The following is a 19,557-nucleotide window of genomic DNA, read 5'->3' as shown; positions in this document are numbered from 1 at the left end:
TACGGACTGGGGTTCAGGGGGTGACGGGGCGGGCCGTGAGCTGCTGTCCGTCGACCGTCACCACGCCGGTCTCCGGGTCGATCCCGGGCGCGGGGGAGGGCTTGCCGTCCTGGGTGAGGATGCCGACCTGGGTGCCGTCCTTCAGCACGATCCAGCCGCCGTCGACCTTCGCGCCCCGCACGGTGGCCGTCGCCCGGTACAGCCCGGACGGCTTGATCGCCTTGTCGGCGGTGAAGGTGTGATGCCCGCCGCCGATGTCGACCGTGCCGCTGATCCGCCTGCCCTCCTCGAGGGTGCCGTTCAGCACGGCCCCGCCCTTGCCGGTGAGCTTCATCGTGCCGTCGTCCTCGATGTCGCCCTTGAGCCACGACTCCTTGTCCCGGCCGTCGCAGAAGTACGCGATGGCCCGGCCGTCGCGCAGCGAGACGGCGATCGCGGAGGAGTCGTCGTCCGTGCGGCCCGCGTAGTCGGCGTTCGGGACCGGGGACTTCGTCGGGGACGGCGAGGGCGACGGGGTCACCCGGGTGGGTGCCGGTGTCGGGCTCGCCCTGGTGCCGGGCGACTCCCGGACGGACGACGACGTGGTCCTCTCGCCGGTCGTCGCGTTCAGCGACAGCATGAACAGGCCCAGCAGCAGGCCGGCGAGAAGGGTGAACAACGGTCCGGGACGCTTCATCAAGGGCCTCCCCCGAGGCGGGTTTCCTGCCCATGAGAGCGGACCGGGGGGCCCGAGTCCAGGGGCGCACGGGTGCGTTCTCACCATGAGTGGCGGAGCTGTGACATCCGGGTGACAGGGTCGTGGGTGTCTCAGCGGGCGGGCGGCGCGCGCCGGGTGGGCGCGGGCTGACTAGGCTGGATGGGCCAAGAGCCGTACATCAGCAAGGAGCATCGCCGTGGCGGTACGAGCGGTCCGGGGCGCCGTCCAGCTCGAACGGGACGAAGCCGGTCACATGGACGAGCAGGTCGGGGCCCTGCTCACCGCCGTCCTGGAGCGGAACGACCTCACCACGGACGACCTGATCAGCATCTGGTTCACGGCCACACCGGACCTGCACAGCGACTTCCCGGCCGCCGCCGCCCGCAAGCTCGGCATCGTCGACGTCCCCCTGATCTGCGCCCAGGAACTCGACATCGAGGGCGCCATGCCCCGGGTCGTGCGGATCCTCGCGCACATCGAGTCCGACCGGCCCCGTAGCGAGATCAACCACGTCTACCTGGGTGCCGCCGGCGCTCTGCGCAAGGACATCGCCCAGTGAGAACCGCACTCGTCATCGGCACCGGCCTCATCGGCACGTCCGCCGCGCTGGCGCTGGTAAGCCGCGGGGTCCAGGTCCACCTCTCCGACCACGACCCCGAGCAGGCCCGTACCGCCGCCGCGCTCGGCGCCGGCACCGACGAGGCGCCCGAGGGACCCGTCGACCTCGCGATCGTCGCCGCCCCGCCCGCCCATGTGGCCGCCGTGCTCGCCGACGCCATGCGCCGGGGCGCGGCCCGCGGTTACATCGACGTGGCCAGTGTCAAGGGCGGCCCGCGCCGGGAGCTGGAGACGCTCGGCCTCGACCTCGCCTCCTACATCGGCACGCACCCCATGTCGGGGCGCGAGAAGTCCGGCCCGCTGGCCGCGACCGGCGACCTCTTCGAGGGCCGCCCCTGGGTGCTGACGCCGACCCGGGACACCGACACCGAGGTGCTGAACCTTGCCCTGGAACTGGTCTCGCACTGCCGGGCGGTCCCGGTGGTGATGGACGCCGACGCCCACGACCGCGCGGTCGCGCTGGTCTCCCACATGCCCCACCTGGTGTCCAGCATGGTCGCCGCGCGGCTGGAGAACGCCGAGGAGGCCGCGGTACGCCTGTGCGGCCAGGGCATCCGTGACGTGACCCGGATCGCCGCGTCCGACCCCCGGATGTGGATCGACATCCTCTCCGCGAACCCCGGGCCGGTCGCCGACCTGCTCACCGACGTCGCCGCCGACCTGGAGGAGACGGTGCAGGCCCTGCGCGCCCTCCAGTCCTCCGACGAGGCCAAGCGCGGCGAGGGAGCCGTGGGCATCGAGGACATGCTGCGGCGCGGGAACGCCGGCCAGGTGCGGGTGCCCGGCAAGCACGGCTCGGCTCCGCGCGCGTACGAGGTCGTGGCGGTCCTCATCGACGACCAGCCCGGTCAGCTGGCCCGCATCTTCGCGGACGCGGGACGGGCCGGGGTCAACATCGAGGACGTCCGGATCGAGCACGCCACCGGACAGCAGGCGGGTCTGGTGCAGCTGATGGTGGAACCGCAGGCGGCACCCGTGCTGACGGCGGCGCTCAGGGAGCGGGGCTGGGCCATCCGCCAGTGACGCGGAGCGGGCCGTCCGCCGGTGACGCGGAGCGGGGCCGTCCGGCCCCGTCAGGAGGCCTCTGGCGAGCCAGTACCCTTGTGCGGGGCCCCATCGCGCCCCGCACACCCCACCGCACCGCACCAGGAAGGTCCCCTCCCGTGGAAAACGGCGCCGCCCAGCCCGTGATCGTCGCCATCGACGGTCCCTCCGGCACCGGCAAGTCGAGCACCTCGAAGGCCGTCGCGGCGCAGCTCGGTCTGAGCTACCTGGACACCGGCGCCCAGTACCGGGCGATCACGTGGTGGATGGTGACCAACGGGATCGACATCGAGGACCCCTCCGCGATCGCCGCGGTGGCCGGCAAGGCCGAGATCGTCTCCGGCACCGACCCGACCGACCCGACGATCACCGTCGACGGCACCGACGTCGCCGGGCCGATCCGCACCCAGGAGGTCACCTCCAAGGTCAGCGCCGTGAGCGCGGTGCCGGAGGTGCGGGCCCGGATCACCGAGCTGCAGCGCTCGATCGCGGCCTCCGCGGTGACGGGCATCGTCGTCGAGGGCCGCGACATCGGGACGACCGTGCTGCCCGACGCCGACCTCAAGATCTTCCTCACCGCCTCGCCCGAGGCGCGCGCCGCCCGGCGCAGCGGTGAGCTCAACGGCGCCGACGTCAACGCCACCCGCGAGGCCCTGGTCAAGCGGGACGCGGCCGACTCCTCCCGGAAGACCTCGCCGCTCGCCAAGGCGGACGACGCGGTCGAGGTGGACACCACCGAGCTCACGCTCGCGCAGGTCATCGAGTGCGTCGTCACCCTCGTCGAGGAGAAGCGGGCCAGTAAGTGACATCACCTTCCCTGCGGGGTGCCGAGGTCGGACGGCGCATCGGCGTCGGCCTGATGTACGGGCTGTGGAAGCCGCGCGTGCTGGGCGCCTGGAAGGTGCCCGCGACCGGCCCGGTGATCTACGCCGTCAACCACTCCCACGCCATCGACGGCCCGATGGTCATGGGCGTGGCGCCCCGGCCGACGCACTTCCTGATCAAGAAGGAAGCCTTCATCGGCCCCCTCGACCCGTTCCTGCTGGCCATCGGACAGGTCAAGGTCGACCGGTCGGGCACCGACCGCACGGCCATCACCCAGGCCCTGGACGTGCTCTCGGCCGGTGGGGTCCTCGGGATCTTCCCGGAAGGCACCCGGGGGGAGGGCGACTTCGCCGCGCTGCGCGCCGGGCTCGCGTACTTCGCCGTCCGCGGCGGCGCCCCGATCGTCCCGGTCGCCGTGCTGGGAAGTTCCGACCGGCCCGGCCGGTTGGTAAAGGCGCTGCCTCCGTTGCGCAGCCGCGTCGACGTGGTCTTCGGTGACCCGTTCGAGGCGGGTGACGGCAGCGGGCGGCGCACCCGCAAGGCGCTCGACGAGGCGACCGAGCGCATCCAGAAGCAGCTCACCGCGCACCTGGAAAACGCCAGGCGCCTGACCGGGCGCTGAGCGACACTAAGTAGTGGATCAATCCGGAGAAACCGGGTGGTCCACCGATCACCACGATGAACGACGAGGTACGGACTTCATGAACGACCACATCCACTCCGACGGCTCGGGCGAGCAGCACGACCACGGAGCGCTTGGCGATGCCGAGTACGCGGAGTTCATGGAGCTCGCCGCGGAAGAGGGCTTCGACGTCGAGGACGTCGAGGGCGCGCTCGAGGAGGCCGGTCACGGGCCGCTGCCCGTGCTCGCCGTCGTCGGCCGCCCGAACGTCGGCAAGTCGACTCTGGTGAACCGCATCATCGGCCGCCGCGAGGCCGTCGTCGAGGACAAGCCCGGCGTCACCCGCGACCGCGTGACCTACGAGGCCGAGTGGGCGGGCCGCCGCTTCAAGGTCGTCGACACCGGTGGCTGGGAGCAGGACGTCCTCGGCATCGACGCCTCCGTGGCCGCGCAGGCCGAGTACGCGATCGAGGCCGCCGACGCGGTCGTCTTCGTCGTCGACGCCAAGGTCGGCGTCACCGACACCGACGAGGCCGTCGTCCGGCTGCTCCGCAAGGCCAACAAGCCCGTGGTGCTCTGCGCCAACAAGGTCGACGGCCAGAGCGGCGAGGCCGACGCCACCGCCCTGTGGTCCCTCGGCATCGGCGAGCCGCACCCGGTCTCCTCGCTGCACGGCCGCGGCACCGGCGACATGCTGGACGCCGTCCTGGAGGCCCTGCCGGAGGCGCCTGAGCAGAGCTTCGGCACCGCTGTCGGCGGTCCGCGCCGCATCGCGCTCATCGGCCGCCCGAACGTCGGCAAGTCCTCCCTCCTGAACAAGGTGGCGGGCGAGGAGCGCGTGGTCGTCAACGAACTCGCGGGCACCACCCGTGACCCGGTCGACGAGCTCATCGAACTCGGCGGCGTCACCTGGAAGTTCGTCGACACGGCGGGCATCCGCAAGCGCGTCCACCTCCAGCAGGGCGCCGACTACTACGCCTCGCTGCGCACCGCGGCCGCCGTCGAGAAGGCCGAGGTCGCGGTCATCCTGATCGACGCCTCCGAGTCCATCTCGGTGCAGGACCAGCGCATCGTCACCATGGCGGTGGACGCGGGCCGCGCGATCGTCATCGCCTTCAACAAGTGGGACTCCCTCGACGAGGAGCGCCGCTACTACCTGGAGCGGGAGATCGAGACCGAGCTCGCCCAGGTCGCCTGGGCGCCCCGGGTCAACGTCTCGGCGCGCACCGGCCGTCACATGGAGAAGCTGGTCCCGGCGATCGAGACGGCGCTGGCCGGCTGGGAGACCCGGGTTCCGACGGGCCGCCTGAACGCCTTCCTCGGCGAGCTGGTCGCCGCCCACCCGCACCCGGTCCGCGGCGGCAAGCAGCCCCGCATCCTCTTCGGCACCCAGGCCGGCACCAAGCCCCCGCGGTTCGTGCTCTTCGCCTCCGGCTTCATCGAGGCGGGCTACCGGCGCTTCATCGAGCGCCGGCTGCGTGAGGAGTTCGGCTTCGACGGCACCCCGATCCACATCTCGGTGCGGGTGCGCGAGAAGCGCGGCAAGAAGAAGTAGACGCTGTGACGCCGGAGGGGCGGCCCCGAATCGGGACCGCCCCTCCGGCGTCTTCGCGACCGGCTCAGAAGCCGCGGCGCTGGCCCGGCGGCAGCCCGGTCGGTACGTGCTGCACCACCGTGCCGTGCTGCCCGATCTGCCCGACGCGCTGCCACTGCGACTGCTGTTGTCCGGCCCGGGCGCTGTGCGCCCCCGCGCTGTAGGCGCTGTACGAGCTGCTGAACGATCCCGGCCGGTGCCCGCCGTAGGAGTCGGAACCCTGGGACAGGCACCCGAAGGCCGTGAACCCCAGCTCCTCCTCGCCGCTGCGGTCACCCGGCAGCGAGCGGAACGACTTGACGTACTCGGCGTAGAGCGCGTCGTAGATCGGCGTGACCGAGGGGCCGCACAGCGGGTCCGGAACCGACCGCGAGGGCGGAATCGACTGGTAGGACTGGCGGCGGGGAACGTCGTAGGTGTGCACGTATGTCCAAACGACCCCAGGCCTCCTGAGATGCGGCCGGGGGAGCGCCCGTTGGGGGCGCGGGGAACCGCGCGACGAGCCGCGCACCACCCCCACCCGCCGACGAGGACGCGGCCCCGTGCGTCCGACGCCCTCAGGTCCCCGCGAGCGGCATCGCGGCGGCGACCAGCTTCCCGTTCGCCGCCGCCTTGTCGATCGCGCCCCGCAGCAGGTCCTCCCGCGGCTGACGCCCGATCGAGCCCGCCGGCGCCGCGAACATCAGCACCTGCTGGTGCTTGTTCGCCGCCGCCCGCCAGCTCTCGGTGACCTGGAGCGGCTGGTGCGCCTGCCACCACGCGACCGGCTGGCCGCCCGCCGCGTTCGGCTGGAGCACCGCGTGCAGCTGGCCCACCGCCAGCAGCACCGACCAGCCGTGCAGCACCGGCGGCACCTCGGTCAACTGCGGGATCGGCATGAACCCCTGCTCGATCAGCAGCGGCAGGAAGTCGTCGCCCGCCCCCGTCGCGCCGGGGCGCACGATGGGGCCGGTCGGTTCGACCACGAGCGCCGGGTGCAACTCCCCGGCGATCAGCACGAGTCCGCTGGTGACACCGAGCACCGCCTGCTCGGGCACGACCTTGTCGGCCTCCAGGTCGACACTGTCGCCGCTGATGGACCGCACGGCGCCCTGAAGCTGCTCCTCGGTCACCTGGACGACCTGCGAGGGCAGACAGGTGGCGTGCGCGAAGGCGAGGACGGCGGTCTCGTCGCCGATGAACAGGACGGTGCTGGTGCGCTCCGCTTCGGAGTCGCCCGGGGTGCGGCAGGACGTGCAGTCGTAACTGCCGGGGGCGTTCTCACCGGCGAGCAGCCGGTCGGCCTCATCGTCGCCGATCTCGGCGCGAACCTCGTCGCTGACGTCGAGCATGCGCGGCACGGGTGACTCCCTCGGGAAGCGGTGCCCGGGTGGGTCCCGGGCTCATGAAGGAGACAACGGCCGATCCGCGGCGGGAGTCACGCTCTTGGGCGAACGGAATCGAACCACCCGAGCGACGGTGACCGGCACACCCACACCCCTCCCGGGCACGGCACCCCGCCCGCCCGGTCCGCCGACCGGGTGGGGCCCTCCGCTCTCCCGCCGCGCCTCGACGGCCCCGCGCGACGCCCCGCCCAGCATGGGCCGATGTACCGCAAGCCGCTCGAACTCCTCCTCGCCGCCTGTCTGCTCGCCGCAGCACCCGCCCTGGCCCACGCGGCCCCACCACCCCCGGCCCCCGGTCCGAACCCCGCGCCCGTGTCCTACGACTGCGCCCGCGACGGCTGGCCCTGGTCGTGTGTCGCGTTCTGCGAGAGCAGCGGGCACTGGGACGTCAACACCGGCAACGGCTTCTACGGCGGCCTCCAGTTCTGGCAGCCCACCTGGGAGTCGTTCGGCGGGCTGAAGTACGCCCCGCGCGCGGATCTCGCCACCCGGGAGCAGCAGATCGCCGTCGCCCAGAAGGTATTGGCCGTGCAGGGCTGGGAGGCCTGGCCGGTCTGCTCGAAGCGGTACGGGCTCAAGGGCCGTATGCACACGGTGCGAGCCGGCGACACCCTCGACGCGATCGCCCGCAAGTACCGCGTCAAGGGCGGCTGGCAGGCGCTTTACCAGGCCAACAAGGACATGATCGGCCCCTATCCGGACCGGCTGAACCCGGGCACGCTCCTGGCGCTCCCGAAGGCCGCCAAGAGCACTACCCGGCGCCCGGCCGTGTTCGGTCCGCCCCTGCCGGCGGGGCCAGTTCGGCCGCCTCTCCGCTGAACACCACCGTGCCGCGGCGCAGTTCGTACACCAGCGCGGGCCGCCCGTGCAGCGCGGGCGGCAGCCGCTGCTCGGCGACGACCACGCACGCGTCTAGGCCGCTGAGCACCTCGTAGGTGCGGGCCGCGACCGCGGGGGACATGCCCTGCGTGGGCTCGTCGACGAGCACCACGCGCGCGCGGGCCAGCACGGCGCGGGAGAGCGCGAGCATGCGCTGCTCACCGCCCGAGAGGGTGCCCGCGCGGCGCCCGAGCAACGCGGCGAGCTGAGGATAGGCGTCGAGGGCCGCGCCGTACGACGGGGAGGCCAGCGTCAGGTTCTCGCGCACCGTGAGCGAACCGAATACCGCCTGCCGCTCGGGGACCAGGCACAGACCGCACCGGGCGCGCACGTGAGCGGGCAGGCGCGTCACGTCGGTGCCGTCCCAGACCACGGCGCCGCCGGAGAGCGGCACGGTGCCGGCGAGGGCGCGCAGGACCGTCGTACGGCCGCTGCCGTTGCGGCCCAGCAGGACGGTCAGGCCAGGGCCCGGGGCGGCGAGGGTGACGCCGTGCAGGGCCTCCAGGGGGCCGTAGCGCACGCGCGCGTGGCGGAGCGCGAGGGTGGTCGTCGTCATGGGGTGGCCGTCCGCAGGGTGTCGAGGACGTGGGCGGGGGGTCCCGAGGCGACGATGCGGCCCGCCGTCATGACGTGCACGACGTCGGCGAGGTCGGCGACCAGGTCGAGGTCGTGCTCCACGACGAGCAGTGCCGTGCCGTCGGCGGCCAGGGCCCTCAGGACCCGGGCCAGCGCGGCGACCTCGGCGGTGTCCAGACCGGCGGCGGGTTCGTCGAGGAGCAGCACGCGCGGGCCGCCGGCGAGGGCTCGGGCGAGTTCGGTGCGGCGCAGGGTGCCGGTGGGCAGGCCGGCGGCGGGGAGATCCCGGACCGGGCCGTCCAGGGCGAGCAGCCGAAGGACCCGCTCGACGGCCGCCGGATCGGGGACGCGGCCCTGTTCGGCGCCCACGCGCACGTTGTCCGCCACGGTCAACGACGGGAAGACCGACAGCTGCTGGAAGGTGCGGGCGACCCCGAGGCGGGTGCGGGCGTGCGCGGGGAGGGCGGTGATGTCCCGGGTGCCGAGGAGAATCCTGCCGCCGGCGGGGGTCAGGGTGCCGGCCAGACAGTGGAAGAGGGTGCTCTTGCCCGCGCCGTTGGGTCCGACGATCGCGGTGACCCGGCCGGGCGGGATGTCGAGGTCGACGGCGTCCAGAGCGGTGAAACCGTCGTAGCGGGCCTTCAGACCGCGCGCCCTGAGCGTGCGGGCGGGTGGCCCCGCCGGGCGCGCGGCGACGGTCACCGGCGGCGCCGGGACCCGCGCCGGCCGCGGCCGCGCCGGCCGCAGCCTCGCCCGCACCGCCTCCCCGAGCGGCGTCGGCCGCACCGCCCGCCGCGGTCGCAGCCGCCCCGCCACCGCCCGCAGCGCCTCGTACGGGCCACCCGGGAACCGGCCCACCAGGACCGCCAGTACGCCGATCAGAGCCGCCGCCACCCCGCCTCGCGCCCCCGCGTCCAGGCCGACCAGCAGGGCCGCCGCCAGGAGCGCGCCCAGGGTGCTGTCGGCGCCCAGGACCACCACCGCGGCGAACCACAGCAGGCCGCGGACGGGGTCGTAGGCGCCGGGGTCGAAGGCGCGCAGGCCCATGCCGAGCATGCCGCCGCCGAGGGCGGCCAGCGCGGCACCCGCGACGAACGCCAGGAGTTTCAGGGACGGCACCCGGACGCCCGCCGCCGACGCGCCCGCCTCGTGGTCGCGCATCGCCGCCAGCGCCCGGCCCGTACGGCCGGTGCGGAGCAGGCGGGTCGCCAGCAGGGCCGCCGCCAACAGCGCCAGCTCCAGGGCGTAGTAGGCCCGGTCACCGTCGAAGCCCGCCGGGCGCCCCAGCGACAGCCCCGAGGTGGCGTACGGCTGCGCGAAGACGAAGCGGCTCACCCCGACGCCCACCGCGAAGGTGGCCAGGGCCAGCGCCAGGCCCCGGCGGCTGATCGCCGGCCACCCCGTCAGCAGGCCCAGGGGGGCCACCAGCGTCACCGCCACGGCCAGCGCGAGCAGTTCGGGCAGCCGGGGCAGTCCGGGGAAGCGGCCGGCCGCCAGCAGGGCCGTGAACAGGGCGCCGAGGCCCGCGTACGCCGCCTGCCCCAGGGAGATCTGGCCGCCCCGGCCCGTGACCACCACCAGCGACAGCAGCACCACCCCCAGCGCGGGCACCTGCACCGACGTCTGGAGGTCCGGGCCCGCGAAGCCGAGCGGGAGCAGGAACAGCACCACCGCCACGATCCACGCGCCCGGCGGGGTCGGCACGCGCGCGGAGGCCGTGCGCGGCAGGGCGTCCCGGGTGCCGACGCGGGGCAGCACGAGCGCCGCGACCAGCAGCGCCACCACGAACAGGTTCGCCCCGACCGCCTGGAGCAGCGGCTCGCCCCAGCCCGCCGGATGCAGCCGCGTCAGCTGGCTCTGCGCCACCCCGATGCCCAGCGCGACGACCACGGCGACCGGCAGGCTGCGCATCCGGGCCGCCACCGCCACCGCCACGACCTCCATCACCAGCAGCGGCAGGCCGTACGGGTCCAGGCGGACGTGGGGCGCCAGCAGGACGCCCGTCAGGCCCGCCGTGAACGAGCCGAACGCCCAGCCCGCCGCGGCCACCCGGTCCGCGTCGATGCCGCCCAGCACGGCCAGCTGCCGGTCGTCGACCACGGCCCGCAGTTCCCGCCCGAAGCGCGCCCAGCGGACCACCGCCCCGACGGCCGCGGAAAGGACCAGCACGACGGCCAGTTGCCCCCACGGATCCGCCCGCAGCACCTCCGGCGCGTCGTCCCGCGTGCCCTGCCCCCACACCAGCGTCGCGCCGCCCACCAGCAGCACGAACACGCCGATCGACGCGACCAGGGTCTGCGCCGGGTCGCCGCCCAGGACCGCCGTCGGCCGGAACACGAAGCGCTCCAGCGCCACCCCGAGACCCGGTGCCAGGACCAGCAGCGTCAGCGTCGCGCCCGCCCACAGCGGCCAGCCCCACTCCACCACGCAGGCGCGCAGCGCGTACGCGCACACCATGGCGATCGCCCCGTGCGCGAAGTTCAGGACACCGGTCGCGCGGTACGTCACGATCAGGCCGATTCCGGTGAGGGCGGCCGCGCTGCCGACCGAGAGGCCGGCGAGCGTGAGGTCGTAGGTGAGCGAGGACATCAGCCGGTTTCCCCGGCGGGCTCGCAGATGGGGCACGGGCCCAGGTCACCGCTCGCCACCCGCTGGGCGTCCACCGGTACGGCCTCGGCCTTCCCGGAGACCAGCGGGCAGTCCGCGCGGTGCCACAGGGTGCCGCCCGGCACCATCAGCAGGTCGCCGCTGACGGCCAGGGGAGCGGTGGCGGGACGCGCGGAGTCGTCCTCGGGCTCGGCGGCCACCAGCAGGCCGTACAGCTCCTCCACGCGCGCGGCGGCCAGGGCGCCCCGGCCGTGGGTGAGCAGCACCGCGCCGGCGATGATCAGGGCGGCGCCGGGGACCGTGCAGGAGGCCAGGTACGGCAGCTGCCGCTCGGCGTACCGCTCGCCGGAGACGCCGTACCAGCCGATGACGCACAGCACCGCGCCCGCGGCGAGCGCGGCCCAGCCGGCCCACAGGACGGGGTGCACGGTCCGCACTCGGGCTGTCCGCATCTGGCTCCCCCATGTCGCGTGCCTGTCCATGTCGGCCAATCTTTTGCACTATGCCTTCTGGAAGCCGACCCTGAAAGCACCGGGCGCACGCGGCCCGGACCGACACCCGGTGGTGAGCCAGATGGTCCTCGCGAGCGACCGCACATGGGGCAAGCGCAGCCGAGGGCCGGCGGCGGTGGTGTTCGTCCTCGCCGCGGCCCTCACGGCATGCGGCGACGACAGCGGCGGGAACGAGAGCCCGTCCGTGACGCCGACCCCGGAGACGACGAGCAGCGCGCCGCGCACGAGCGCGTCGGCCGGTGGGCCCGCCGACCGGGCGGCGGCCGAGAAGGAGGTCACGGAGAACTGGGAGAGGTTCTTCGACCCCAGGACCTCCACCGAGCAGAAGCAGGCCGTCCTGGAGAACGGCGACGAGATGGGGCCCGTCCTGGCCGCCTTCAGCGGCGACAAGCGCGGCGGACAGGTGGACACCGAGGTCAGCGGGGTGGAGTTCGGCTCGGCGACCAAGGCGACCGTGACGTACACCCTGCTCCTGAACGGTGCCACCGCCCTGCCGGACACCAAGGGGACGGCCGTCGAGCAGGACGGCACCTGGAAGGTGTCCGTCAGCACGCTGTGCGCCCTGGTCCAGCTGAGCGGCAATGCGTCGGCGTCGGCGCTGCCGGGCTGCTGAGGCCGTCGCCGCGGTGCTGCTGCTCGCCCTGAGCGCGGCCTGCGGCAGCCGGCTGCCGGAGAGCGACTTCGAGCACGCGGAGCGCTCGGCACCCGCGCGTAACGCCACCCCGATCCGCGTCGGCATCGTCACCAGCGTCACCAGCCCCGTCGGCGGCGACACCTTCGTCGACCCCCGCGACGGGGCGAAGGCCTGGTTCGACCGGCTCAACGCGCGCGGCGGCATCGACGGGCGCCGGGTGGAGGTCCGCGAGTGCGACGACGGGGGCAGCGGCGTCGGCAACAACACCTGTGTGCACCAACTGATCGACGAGGACGAGGTGGTGGCCCTGGTCGCCACCACCGCCCTCGACTACGCGGGCGCCTCCCGGGTCTCCCGCGCGCGCGTGCCCGACATCGGCGGCCAGCCCATCGGGGCCGCCTACGACACCTATCCGCACCTGTACGGCGTCTACGGCAGTCTCGCGCCCCGCGACGGCACCAAGGGCTGGGACGGCAGACAGTACGGCGGCACCGAGGTCTACCGGTACTTCAAGCGCGAGCACGGGGCGCGTACGGCCGCCGTCGTCTCGTACAACCAGGCCGCCTCGGCCGCCTACGCCCGGCTCGTCGAGCGGGGTCTGGAGGCCGAGGGGTACCAGGTGGTCGGCGAGCAGGTCGACTTCGCGCTGCCCAACTTCCGTGCCGTGGCCGCCGACCTGAAGGAGCGGGGCGTGGACCTGGTCTTCGACGCCATCGACGCGCACGGCAACGCCCGGCTGTGCGAGGCGATGGACGACGTCGGCGTCCGGATCACCGCCAAGGTCACCCATGTGCAGAACTGGAGCTCCGCCGTCCCCGAGGTCTACAAGGACTCCCCGACCTGCCGCAACGCCCTGTGGGCCACCGGATCCAGCCGCAACCACGAGGACACCGGCCACAAGGCCGTCCGTGCGTTCCGGGACGCGACCGAGGGCCTGGAGACCCACTCGCAGTGGCAACTGGAGGGGTGGGCGGCCGCGATGTGGTTCACACGGGCCGCCGAGCACTGCGCGAGGACGGAGAGCGGCGTCACGCGCGCGTGCGTGGACGACTTCATGAACCGCGGCGAGGACTACACCGCGGACGGCCTGCTGCTCCCCGTCCGGTTCGAGCGGCTGGCCGAGCCACCGACGACCCGCAGGACGTGTCTGTCGGTGGCCCGGTGGCGGGACGGCACGGGCTGGGTCTCGCAGGGCGACATGGACAGCACCTGCTTCGACGTCCCGCAACTTCCCTACTGAACCACCCGGTTCAGCGCAGCGAACCGAAGAACTCCCGGACGTCGCCGGCCAGCAGATCCGGTACCTCCAGGGCGGCGAAGTAACCCTTGCGGACAGCGACTGTCCGCAAGGCCTGCCAGACTCAAGGTCATGTTGGAGACCTCGGCACGACTCCTGCGTCTGCTCTCGCTGCTCCAGGCCCACCGCGACTGGTCCGGCGCCGACCTCGCCGAACGCCTCGGCGTCACCCCGCGCACCGTGCGCCGGGACGTGGACCGACTGCGCGAGCTGGGCTATCCCGTCAACGCCAGCCCCGGCACCGGAGGCGGCTATCAGCTGGGCGCGGGCGCCGAGCTGCCGCCGCTGCTGCTGGACGACGACGAGGCGGTCGCCGTGGCCGTCGGGCTGCGCACGGCCGCCGGACAGGGCATCGAGGGCATCGGCGAGACCTCCGTACGGGCCCTCGCCAAGCTGGAGCAGGTCCTGCCGAGCCGGCTGCGCCGCCGGGTGGGCGCCCTCACCGCCTTCACCGTGCCGATGCTGCGCGGCCCCCAGGCCTCTCCGGTGGACCCGGCCGTGCTGACCGAGCTCGCCCATCTCTGCCGGGACGCCGAGCGCCTGCGCTTCGAGTACCGCAGCCATCACGGCGAGCCCACCCGCCGCAGCGTCGAACCGCACCGCCTGGTGTGCACCGAGCGCCGCTGGTACCTGGTCGCCTGGGACCTCGACCGCGACGACTGGCGGACCTTCCGGGTCGACCGCATCACCCCCAGACCGCCGCACGGACCCCGCTTCACGCCCCGCACACCGCCCGCCGAGGACCTCGCCGCATTCGTCTCCCGGGGCGTCTCCACGCGCGCGTACGCCGCGCAGGCCGTCGTGCGGCTCCTGGTGCCGATCGAGGAGGCGGCCGAGAAGATCTCACCGAGCTCCGGACAGCTGGAGGCCGACGGCCCGGACGCCTGCGTGCTGCGCACCGGGGCCGCGAGCCTCGACGTGATGGTGATCCACGTGATGATGACGGGCTTCGAGTTCGAGGTGCTGGAGCCCGCCGAGCTGACCGAGGCGATCAGGACGGCCCACGACCGGCTCGCCCGCTCCCTGGCGCGGGCCGCGGAATCCCGGCCGCGTACGCGGGAGGGCGCGGGTCGGACGCCGGGGGCTCGGAGCGGATCCGGGGCGGCGTCGTGACGGTCTGCCGCGGCGGCGGGCAGGGGGTCGGCCGCTCCGGGGAGTGGCCGTAGCCCCGGGATCGTCGCGATGGGGGAGTGCGGTGATTCTGTGCCTGACCCGTGCTTTTCCTACGAGATGTCAGGTCCCGCGAACCCCCTTCGAGCGGGAATGAAAAGGCTCCGGCGGTATGTCTCCCGGCCCTTTCCGTGCCGTTATTCGGAGAGCGGCTCCGGCATAGGGGAATTACGGGCGAGGGCGGGCGGAAGGCCTGGGGAACCGCCCGTACGTGTGACGGAGTTCGGTGGAAACGGCTGTCGGCATCCTGTGACAGAAGCGTGACCGGAGGGGGATCAGTGACCCACCGTGTCCTGATTCCTGGCCCCGCCCCGCGGACAGGGCCTAGCGTGTCGGTATGGCACCCATACCGACACCACCCGCCGAACCCCACGACAACCCGGACGCGTACGTCGGCCTGGACTCCGACCGGGCCGAGCGGCTCGCCCGCGACAAGGGCTGGTCGAGCGTGCGCTCGCTGCCGCCGGGGGCGATCATCACCATGGAGTACCGCGCGGGCCGGCTGAACTTCGAGGTGAAGGACGGTCACGTGGCCCGGGCCTGGAAGGGCTGACACCGGTCGCGGAGACGACGACGGCCCCGGTTCCTGGAGAGGAACCGGGGCCGTCGCTGCGGGTGTGTGCGTACCGTCCCCGCTGTCCGCCGGCTAGCCGCCTGTCAGGGGGCGGGCCGCCGAGGTCGTACCGCGGGCGCCGCGGTCGGGGTGGGGGTGAGGGTGGGGCGGCCGGCGACTGCCGACCGGGGTGACCGGGGTGCGCTCCGAGCGGGCCGTGTGCGGGCCCGGGGCCAGATGGGCGGGCGTCCGGGGCGAGCGGGCCGCGGGCTCGCTCTGGGAGGCCGGGGTGCGCGGCTTGAGCGACACCGGGACCTCGACGGGCTGGACCGTCGCGGGAGCCGCCCGGCGGGCCCGCCAGCGGTCGCGCAGATCGAAGACGGCGGTCTCGGCGCGGGCGATCAGCGGCTCGCACCACGGCAGCGCCAGCAGGATCAGCAGCCCCGCGACCCAGCCGAGGAGCACGTCGCTCAGCCAGTGCGTACCGAGGTAGACGGTGGCGAGGCCGACCCCGAGGGACGTCACGGCGGAGACGGCGGACAGCCATCTGCGGGCTCTCGGGGTGGACGCCAGATAGGCCAGGATGCCCCAGGTCACCACCGCGTTCGCGGTGTGGCCGCTGGGAAATATATCGCCGCCCAGACCCATCTCGTTCGAGCCGATGGTGGTCGCGTAGTGCGGGCCGAGCCGGCCCATGCCGAGCTTGGCGGCGCCGACGGTGATGTTCAGCAGCAGCAGTGAGGCCCCCAGCGTGAGCAGCGGGCGCAGGGTGTGCTGCCGCCAGGAGCGCCAGCCCAGCCAGGACGCGACCATCACCGCGGTCGGGCCGCGCTGGCCGAGCACCACGTAGTAGTCGACGAACCAGTGGATCTCCGCCCACTGCTGGTACGGCCGGAAGAACATGACCTGCCAGTCCAGGCGGACCAGCCACGAGGTGTCGACCACGAGCCACACGATCGCCAGGTAGGAGGCGAGGCCTCCGGCGATCAGCGCGATGCGGTGCCGGGACATCCTCGGCATGTCGAGGTGAGCCGGTCGTTCCGGCTCACGGTCCAGCCTGGTGAACACCCGGTCCAGACGGGTGAGGTTTCGTTCGGTACGCACCCAATCGACGTTACAGCGAGTGAGGTGGGATGCCCGGCGAATCCACGGCTTTGTGATGACGATGTGATGTGGGATTCCTCTCAGGGAGAGGTTTATTTCCGAGGAATCCACTATCCGGGCCGACTCCCCCCTTCAATTCCTTTGATCGTCCGGGTTCCGGTTTATGGCCGCTTATGAATTCGTTCACCGGATGATGGGGCGGAATTATCCGGGCGCTCATCGGACCCCGCGCGTCGATCATGGCGGGCCGGAGCCGTTCAGCCAGAACGCGCCGTACACGGCCGACGCGACGGCGACACCGCACACCACCAGAGCCGCCCGGGACGTGCGCAGCCGCGCCAGCGCCAGGGCCAGGGGGAACAGAAGGGGGAAGGCGGGCAGCAGCAGGCGCGGCTTCGAGCCGAAGTAGCTCGACGCGCACAGGGCGAGCGCGGTCACGACACCCGCGTACACCACCAGCGGCAGCGGCTGACGCTGCCGTACGCCGACGACGTACAGCCATACGACGAGCCCGACCCCGATGATCAGGCCCACGCCGGCGAGGGCGGAGGGGAAGGAGGCGAACTTCTCGCCGACGAACCGCGCGAAGGCGTACCCGCCGTCGAAGCCGTTGCGCCAGCCGGCCTGGACGTCGAGATAGCCGAGGGGGCCCTGGCCGGTGCGGTGGCCGACCCACAGGACGTACGCGGCGGCGCCGAGGGGCGCGAGGAGCATGCCGAGGGCGCGCTCGAGGGGGCGTCCGCCGCCGGACACCGGGGCGCTGGACGGGATGTGCGCGCCGTCCGCTGTCGTGGTGCGCCCGTCCCGCGCCGCGATCGCCGGAGCCGGGGCGCGTTCCCCGGCGCTCGCGCCGTCCGCCCGTGCCGCGCTTCGCCCCCGCCCGGACGAGGGAGTGCTCGCGCCGGTGCGCTCCGGCTCCGGCGAGGGAGTGCTCGCGGCCGCCCGGTCCCGCCGGAACGCCACGATCCCGGCCGCCCACACCGCCGCCACCACCGCGAGCCCCACCGGCCGGGTCAGGCCGGCCAGCGACGCCAGGGTGCCCGCGAGCACCCAGCGGCCCGTCAGCACCGCGTACAGCGACCACGCGGCGAGAGCGGTGAACAGCGACTCGCTGTACGCCATCGACTGCACGATCCCGACCGGCAGCACCGCCCAGACCAGCACCGCGCAGACCCCGGCCCTGCGGCCGTACACATGGTCCGCGACCGCGAAGACGCCCCAGGCCGCCGCGAGCGAGGCCAGCAGGCTGACGACGAAGCCGGCGTCGGCGGCCGACAGCGGGGAGACGGCCGCCAGGCCCCGCTCCAGCCACGGCAGCAGGGGGAAGAAGGCCAGGTTGGAGTGGACGTCCCCGTTGGGCAGGCGCACCTCGTAGCCGTATCCCAGCTCGGCCACCCTGGTGTACCAGAGGGAGTCCCAGCGGGCCGTCAGCAGCGTGTACGCGCTCTTGTCGCGTGCCGCGCTCCACAGCGCGAGGGCGAGCAGGCCGAGCGCGCGGACGGCCGCGTACCCGAGGAGGGCCGGGGCGGCACGCCGCAGGGCGCTCTCCCGCGGCACGGCGCGCGTCTCAAGATCGGTCACGGGTCCGATTATCGACGGCGCGCCGCACCGCACGGCCGCTCCACGGCATGTGCGGTACGGGACGGCAGTGGCGTACGCCACACGTGTTCTCCGCGGAGTGTGAGAGGTCCACCACTTGGCCGACGGGTGAACTCGCGTACGCTGACGTGTCACTCGCCTTCGTTGCGCGGGCCGGAGTCCACCGCTCCTCCGGCCGAGATCACGGGGAGTCCCCACCCCGTGTGCCCGCCGAACGCGAGGGAACATCTGGGAGGTACGTACATGTCCGGGACTTCCACGGTCGCCGCCGCGCTGCGCCGTCGGGCGGCCGGGGCCGGTGCCGACCGCTGGGTCGTCCTCGTCGTCCTCTGTGTGAGCCTGCTGCTGGTCGCGGTCGACGCGACCGTGCTGCACGTGGCCGTGCCCGCGGTCACCGAGGACCTCACGCCCGGCGCGGTGGAACTGCTCTGGATCGTCGACGTCTACCCCCTTGTCTGCGCCTCGCTGCTGATCCTCTTCGGCACGCTCGGCGACCGTGTCGGCCGCAGACGGATCCTCCTGCTCGGCTACGCCCTGTTCGGCGTCGCCTCCGGCATGGCCGCCCTCGCCGACAGTGCCCAGGTGCTGATCGTGGCCCGCGCCCTGCTCGGCGTCGGCGGCGCGATGATCATGCCCGCCACGCTCTCGATCCTTCGCCAGGTCTTCCCCGACCGGCGTGAGCGCGCCCTCGCCATCGGCATCTGGAGCGCGGTCGCCGCGGTCGGCGCGGCCGTCGGCCCGCTGCTCGGCGGTTTCCTCCTGGAGCACTTCTGGTGGGGCTCGGTCTTCCTCGTCAACATCCCGTTGATGCTGGTCAGCCTGCCGGTGGGCCGACTGCTGCTGCCCGAGTCGAAGGGCACCGCCGAGGGCCCCTGGGACGTGGTCGGCGCGCTGACGGCCGCCGCGGGCCTCTTCGGCCTGGTCCTCGGCGTGAAGCGGCTCGGCAGCGGCGAGCTCGACGGGCTCACGGCGCTGCCCCTGCTGGTCGGCGCCGCCCTGCTGGTCCTCTTCGTCCGTCGGCAGCGGCGCCGCACGCATCCCCTCGTCGACCTCCGGATGTTCTCCCGCCCGGCCTTCAGCACCTCCGTCGGCTGCATCGTGCTGGCGATGCTCGCGCTGGTGGGCCTGGAGCTGATCGCGGCGCAGTACCTCCAGCTGGTGCTGGGCCTGTCCCCGCTGGAGACGGGACTGCGGCTGCTGCCGCTGACCATCGCGGCCATGGCCTCCGGGCTCGCCGGTGCGCGGTTGCTGCGGCGGTTCGGCCCGCGCCGGATGGTCTGCTTCGGCTTCCTCCTGACGGCGGTCGCCGTGCTGACCCTCATGGCGATGGGCGGCGAGGACAACACGCCCCTGCTGCTCGCCGGCTTCGTCCTGCTGGGCTTCGGTCTGGAGGTCACGCTCTTCGGGGCCTACGAGTCGATGCTCAGCGAGGCACCGCCGGAGCAGGCGGGCGGGGCCGCGGCGATCGGCGAGACCTCCTACCAGCTCGGTGCCGGGATCGGCATCGCGCTCCTCGGCAGCGTGATGAACGCGGCGTACGCCCCCGGGCTCTCCTCGGTGCAGGGCGTCCCGGCCGCCGACTCGGCGCGGGCGGGGCACTCACTGGGCGAGGCCTACGAGGTCGCGGCGCGGCTCGGCGGATCGGCCGGGGAGACCCTGCGCCGCACCGCGCGGGACTGCTTCGTGCACGGTCTGCATGTGACGCTGCTGGTCAGCGCGGGCCTGCTGCTGCTCGGCGCGGTGATGGCGCTGCGGCTGCCGCGGGCCATGAGCTGCGAGCCGATGACGGTCGAGGTGCCCGCGCCCCGGGAAGTCGCGGAGTCCCGCGTCTCCGCCTGAGG

The 19,557-nt window shown here is 73.5% G+C and carries 19 protein-coding genes; 11 read left to right on the top strand and 8 right to left on the bottom strand.

The window, feature by feature from the left end; all coding sequences use genetic code 11:
- Window positions 1-13: 13 nt before the first annotated feature.
- Complete coding sequence (locus tag ACZ56U_RS34320) at window positions 14-676, bottom strand: hypothetical protein (protein ID WP_469087830.1); 663 nt, start codon at window positions 674-676, stop codon at window positions 14-16.
- A 217-nt stretch (window positions 677-893) separates the two neighbouring features.
- Here ACZ56U_RS34320 and aroH point away from each other — a divergent pair, with 217 nt between their 5' ends.
- From aroH to der, 5 genes are all read left to right on the top strand, one after another.
- On the top strand, window positions 894-1,256 hold the full coding sequence (gene aroH / locus ACZ56U_RS34315) for a chorismate mutase (protein ID WP_469087829.1): 363 nt from the start codon (window positions 894-896) through the stop codon (window positions 1,254-1,256).
- Window positions 1,253-2,338, top strand: a complete 1,086-nt coding sequence (locus ACZ56U_RS34310) for a prephenate dehydrogenase (RefSeq protein ID WP_469087828.1) — start codon at window positions 1,253-1,255, stop codon at window positions 2,336-2,338. The genes aroH and ACZ56U_RS34310 overlap by 4 nt, the downstream gene beginning before the upstream one ends.
- A gap of 140 nt (window positions 2,339-2,478) precedes the next feature.
- Complete coding sequence (gene cmk / locus ACZ56U_RS34305) at window positions 2,479-3,165, top strand: (d)CMP kinase (RefSeq protein ID WP_469087827.1); 687 nt, start codon at window positions 2,479-2,481, stop codon at window positions 3,163-3,165.
- Between the two features lie 53 nt (window positions 3,166-3,218).
- A complete protein-coding gene (locus tag ACZ56U_RS34300) occupies window positions 3,219-3,806 on the top strand; it encodes a lysophospholipid acyltransferase family protein (RefSeq protein WP_469087861.1) in 588 nt (195 codons plus the stop codon).
- 79 nt (window positions 3,807-3,885) lie between these two features.
- Window positions 3,886-5,361, top strand: coding sequence for a ribosome biogenesis GTPase Der (gene der, locus ACZ56U_RS34295; RefSeq protein ID WP_469087826.1), 1,476 nt, complete (start codon window positions 3,886-3,888; stop codon window positions 5,359-5,361).
- Between the two features lie 64 nt (window positions 5,362-5,425).
- Here the strand turns inward: der and ACZ56U_RS34290 are convergent, their stop codons facing one another.
- Entirely contained in the window at window positions 5,426-5,824 is a 399-nt protein-coding gene (locus ACZ56U_RS34290) for a hypothetical protein (RefSeq protein WP_469087825.1), read from the bottom strand.
- A gap of 133 nt (window positions 5,825-5,957) precedes the next feature.
- Entirely contained in the window at window positions 5,958-6,740 is a 783-nt protein-coding gene (locus tag ACZ56U_RS34285; protein ID WP_469087824.1) for a hypothetical protein, read from the bottom strand.
- A gap of 246 nt (window positions 6,741-6,986) precedes the next feature.
- Here ACZ56U_RS34285 and ACZ56U_RS34280 point away from each other — a divergent pair, with 246 nt between their 5' ends.
- Entirely contained in the window at window positions 6,987-7,604 is a 618-nt protein-coding gene (locus ACZ56U_RS34280) for a transglycosylase family protein (protein ID WP_469087823.1), read from the top strand.
- On the opposite strand, the gene ACZ56U_RS34275 is transcribed toward ACZ56U_RS34280, so the two are convergent.
- From ACZ56U_RS34275 to ACZ56U_RS34265, 3 genes are read right to left on the bottom strand one after another with little or no spacing between them, the layout of a single operon-like run.
- On the bottom strand, window positions 7,537-8,220 hold the full coding sequence (locus ACZ56U_RS34275) for an ATP-binding cassette domain-containing protein (protein WP_469087822.1): 684 nt from the start codon (window positions 8,218-8,220) through the stop codon (window positions 7,537-7,539). The two genes, ACZ56U_RS34280 and ACZ56U_RS34275, sit on opposite strands and share 68 nt — an antisense overlap.
- Window positions 8,217-10,829, bottom strand: a complete 2,613-nt coding sequence (locus ACZ56U_RS34270) for an ABC transporter permease subunit (protein WP_469087821.1) — start codon at window positions 10,827-10,829, stop codon at window positions 8,217-8,219. The genes ACZ56U_RS34275 and ACZ56U_RS34270 overlap by 4 nt, the downstream gene beginning before the upstream one ends.
- On the bottom strand, window positions 10,829-11,299 hold the full coding sequence (locus tag ACZ56U_RS34265) for a hypothetical protein (protein ID WP_469087820.1): 471 nt from the start codon (window positions 11,297-11,299) through the stop codon (window positions 10,829-10,831). Before ACZ56U_RS34265 ends, ACZ56U_RS34270 begins: the two co-directional genes overlap by 1 nt.
- Before the next feature lie 109 nt (window positions 11,300-11,408).
- On the opposite strand from ACZ56U_RS34265, the gene ACZ56U_RS34260 reads away from it, so the two are divergent.
- The 4 genes from ACZ56U_RS34260 (at window position 11,409) to ACZ56U_RS34245 (ending at window position 15,013) form a co-directional block, all read left to right on the top strand.
- Window positions 11,409-11,972, top strand: coding sequence for an MTB12 C-terminal domain-containing protein (locus ACZ56U_RS34260; RefSeq protein WP_469087819.1), 564 nt, complete (start codon window positions 11,409-11,411; stop codon window positions 11,970-11,972).
- Window positions 11,941-13,233 (top strand): ABC transporter substrate-binding protein, encoded by a 1,293-nt coding sequence (locus ACZ56U_RS34255; protein ID WP_469087818.1) that lies wholly within the window; start codon window positions 11,941-11,943, stop codon window positions 13,231-13,233. The genes ACZ56U_RS34260 and ACZ56U_RS34255 overlap by 32 nt, the downstream gene beginning before the upstream one ends.
- A gap of 129 nt (window positions 13,234-13,362) precedes the next feature.
- Entirely contained in the window at window positions 13,363-14,403 is a 1,041-nt protein-coding gene (locus ACZ56U_RS34250) for a helix-turn-helix transcriptional regulator (RefSeq protein ID WP_469087817.1), read from the top strand.
- A 394-nt stretch (window positions 14,404-14,797) separates the two neighbouring features.
- Complete coding sequence (locus ACZ56U_RS34245) at window positions 14,798-15,013, top strand: I78 family peptidase inhibitor (RefSeq protein ID WP_469087816.1); 216 nt, start codon at window positions 14,798-14,800, stop codon at window positions 15,011-15,013.
- A 93-nt stretch (window positions 15,014-15,106) separates the two neighbouring features.
- Here the strand turns inward: ACZ56U_RS34245 and ACZ56U_RS34240 are convergent, their stop codons facing one another.
- Together ACZ56U_RS34240 and ACZ56U_RS34235 are read right to left on the bottom strand one after the other, a co-directional pair.
- The gene (locus ACZ56U_RS34240; protein WP_469087815.1) at window positions 15,107-16,117 is read right to left on the bottom strand and encodes a phosphatase PAP2 family protein; all 1,011 of its coding nucleotides are present in this window, start codon (window positions 16,115-16,117) and stop codon (window positions 15,107-15,109) included.
- A gap of 237 nt (window positions 16,118-16,354) precedes the next feature.
- On the bottom strand, window positions 16,355-17,698 hold the full coding sequence (locus ACZ56U_RS34235) for a hypothetical protein (protein ID WP_469087814.1): 1,344 nt from the start codon (window positions 17,696-17,698) through the stop codon (window positions 16,355-16,357).
- A gap of 261 nt (window positions 17,699-17,959) precedes the next feature.
- Between ACZ56U_RS34235 and ACZ56U_RS34230 the strand changes: the two genes are divergently transcribed.
- A complete protein-coding gene (locus ACZ56U_RS34230; protein WP_469087813.1) occupies window positions 17,960-19,555 on the top strand; it encodes an MFS transporter in 1,596 nt (531 codons plus the stop codon).
- Window positions 19,556-19,557 lie beyond the last annotated feature (2 nt).

Source organism: Streptomyces sp. NPDC034103 (assembly GCF_055575395.1).
The sequence above is the reverse complement of the archived record's forward strand: the minus strand, read 5'-3'. Positions and strand labels throughout refer to the sequence as shown.

Coding starts and splice junctions, on each gene's coding strand:
- ACZ56U_RS34320 (WP_469087830.1), bottom strand. CDS start 676: ATGAAGCGTCCCGGACCGTTGTTCACCCTTCTCGCCGGCCTGCTGCTG.
- ACZ56U_RS34300 (WP_469087861.1), top strand. CDS start 3,219: ATGTACGGGCTGTGGAAGCCGCGCGTGCTGGGCGCCTGGAAGGTGCCC.
- der (WP_469087826.1), top strand. CDS start 3,886: ATGAACGACCACATCCACTCCGACGGCTCGGGCGAGCAGCACGACCAC.
- ACZ56U_RS34280 (WP_469087823.1), top strand. CDS start 6,987: ATGTACCGCAAGCCGCTCGAACTCCTCCTCGCCGCCTGTCTGCTCGCC.
- ACZ56U_RS34275 (WP_469087822.1), bottom strand. CDS start 8,220: ATGACGACGACCACCCTCGCGCTCCGCCACGCGCGCGTGCGCTACGGC.
- ACZ56U_RS34270 (WP_469087821.1), bottom strand. CDS start 10,829: ATGTCCTCGCTCACCTACGACCTCACGCTCGCCGGCCTCTCGGTCGGC.
- ACZ56U_RS34265 (WP_469087820.1), bottom strand. CDS start 11,299: ATGCGGACAGCCCGAGTGCGGACCGTGCACCCCGTCCTGTGGGCCGGC.
- ACZ56U_RS34255 (WP_469087818.1), top strand. CDS start 11,941: ATGCGTCGGCGTCGGCGCTGCCGGGCTGCTGAGGCCGTCGCCGCGGTG.
- ACZ56U_RS34250 (WP_469087817.1), top strand. CDS start 13,363: ATGTTGGAGACCTCGGCACGACTCCTGCGTCTGCTCTCGCTGCTCCAG.
- ACZ56U_RS34245 (WP_469087816.1), top strand. CDS start 14,798: ATGGCACCCATACCGACACCACCCGCCGAACCCCACGACAACCCGGAC.
- ACZ56U_RS34230 (WP_469087813.1), top strand. CDS start 17,960: ATGTCCGGGACTTCCACGGTCGCCGCCGCGCTGCGCCGTCGGGCGGCC.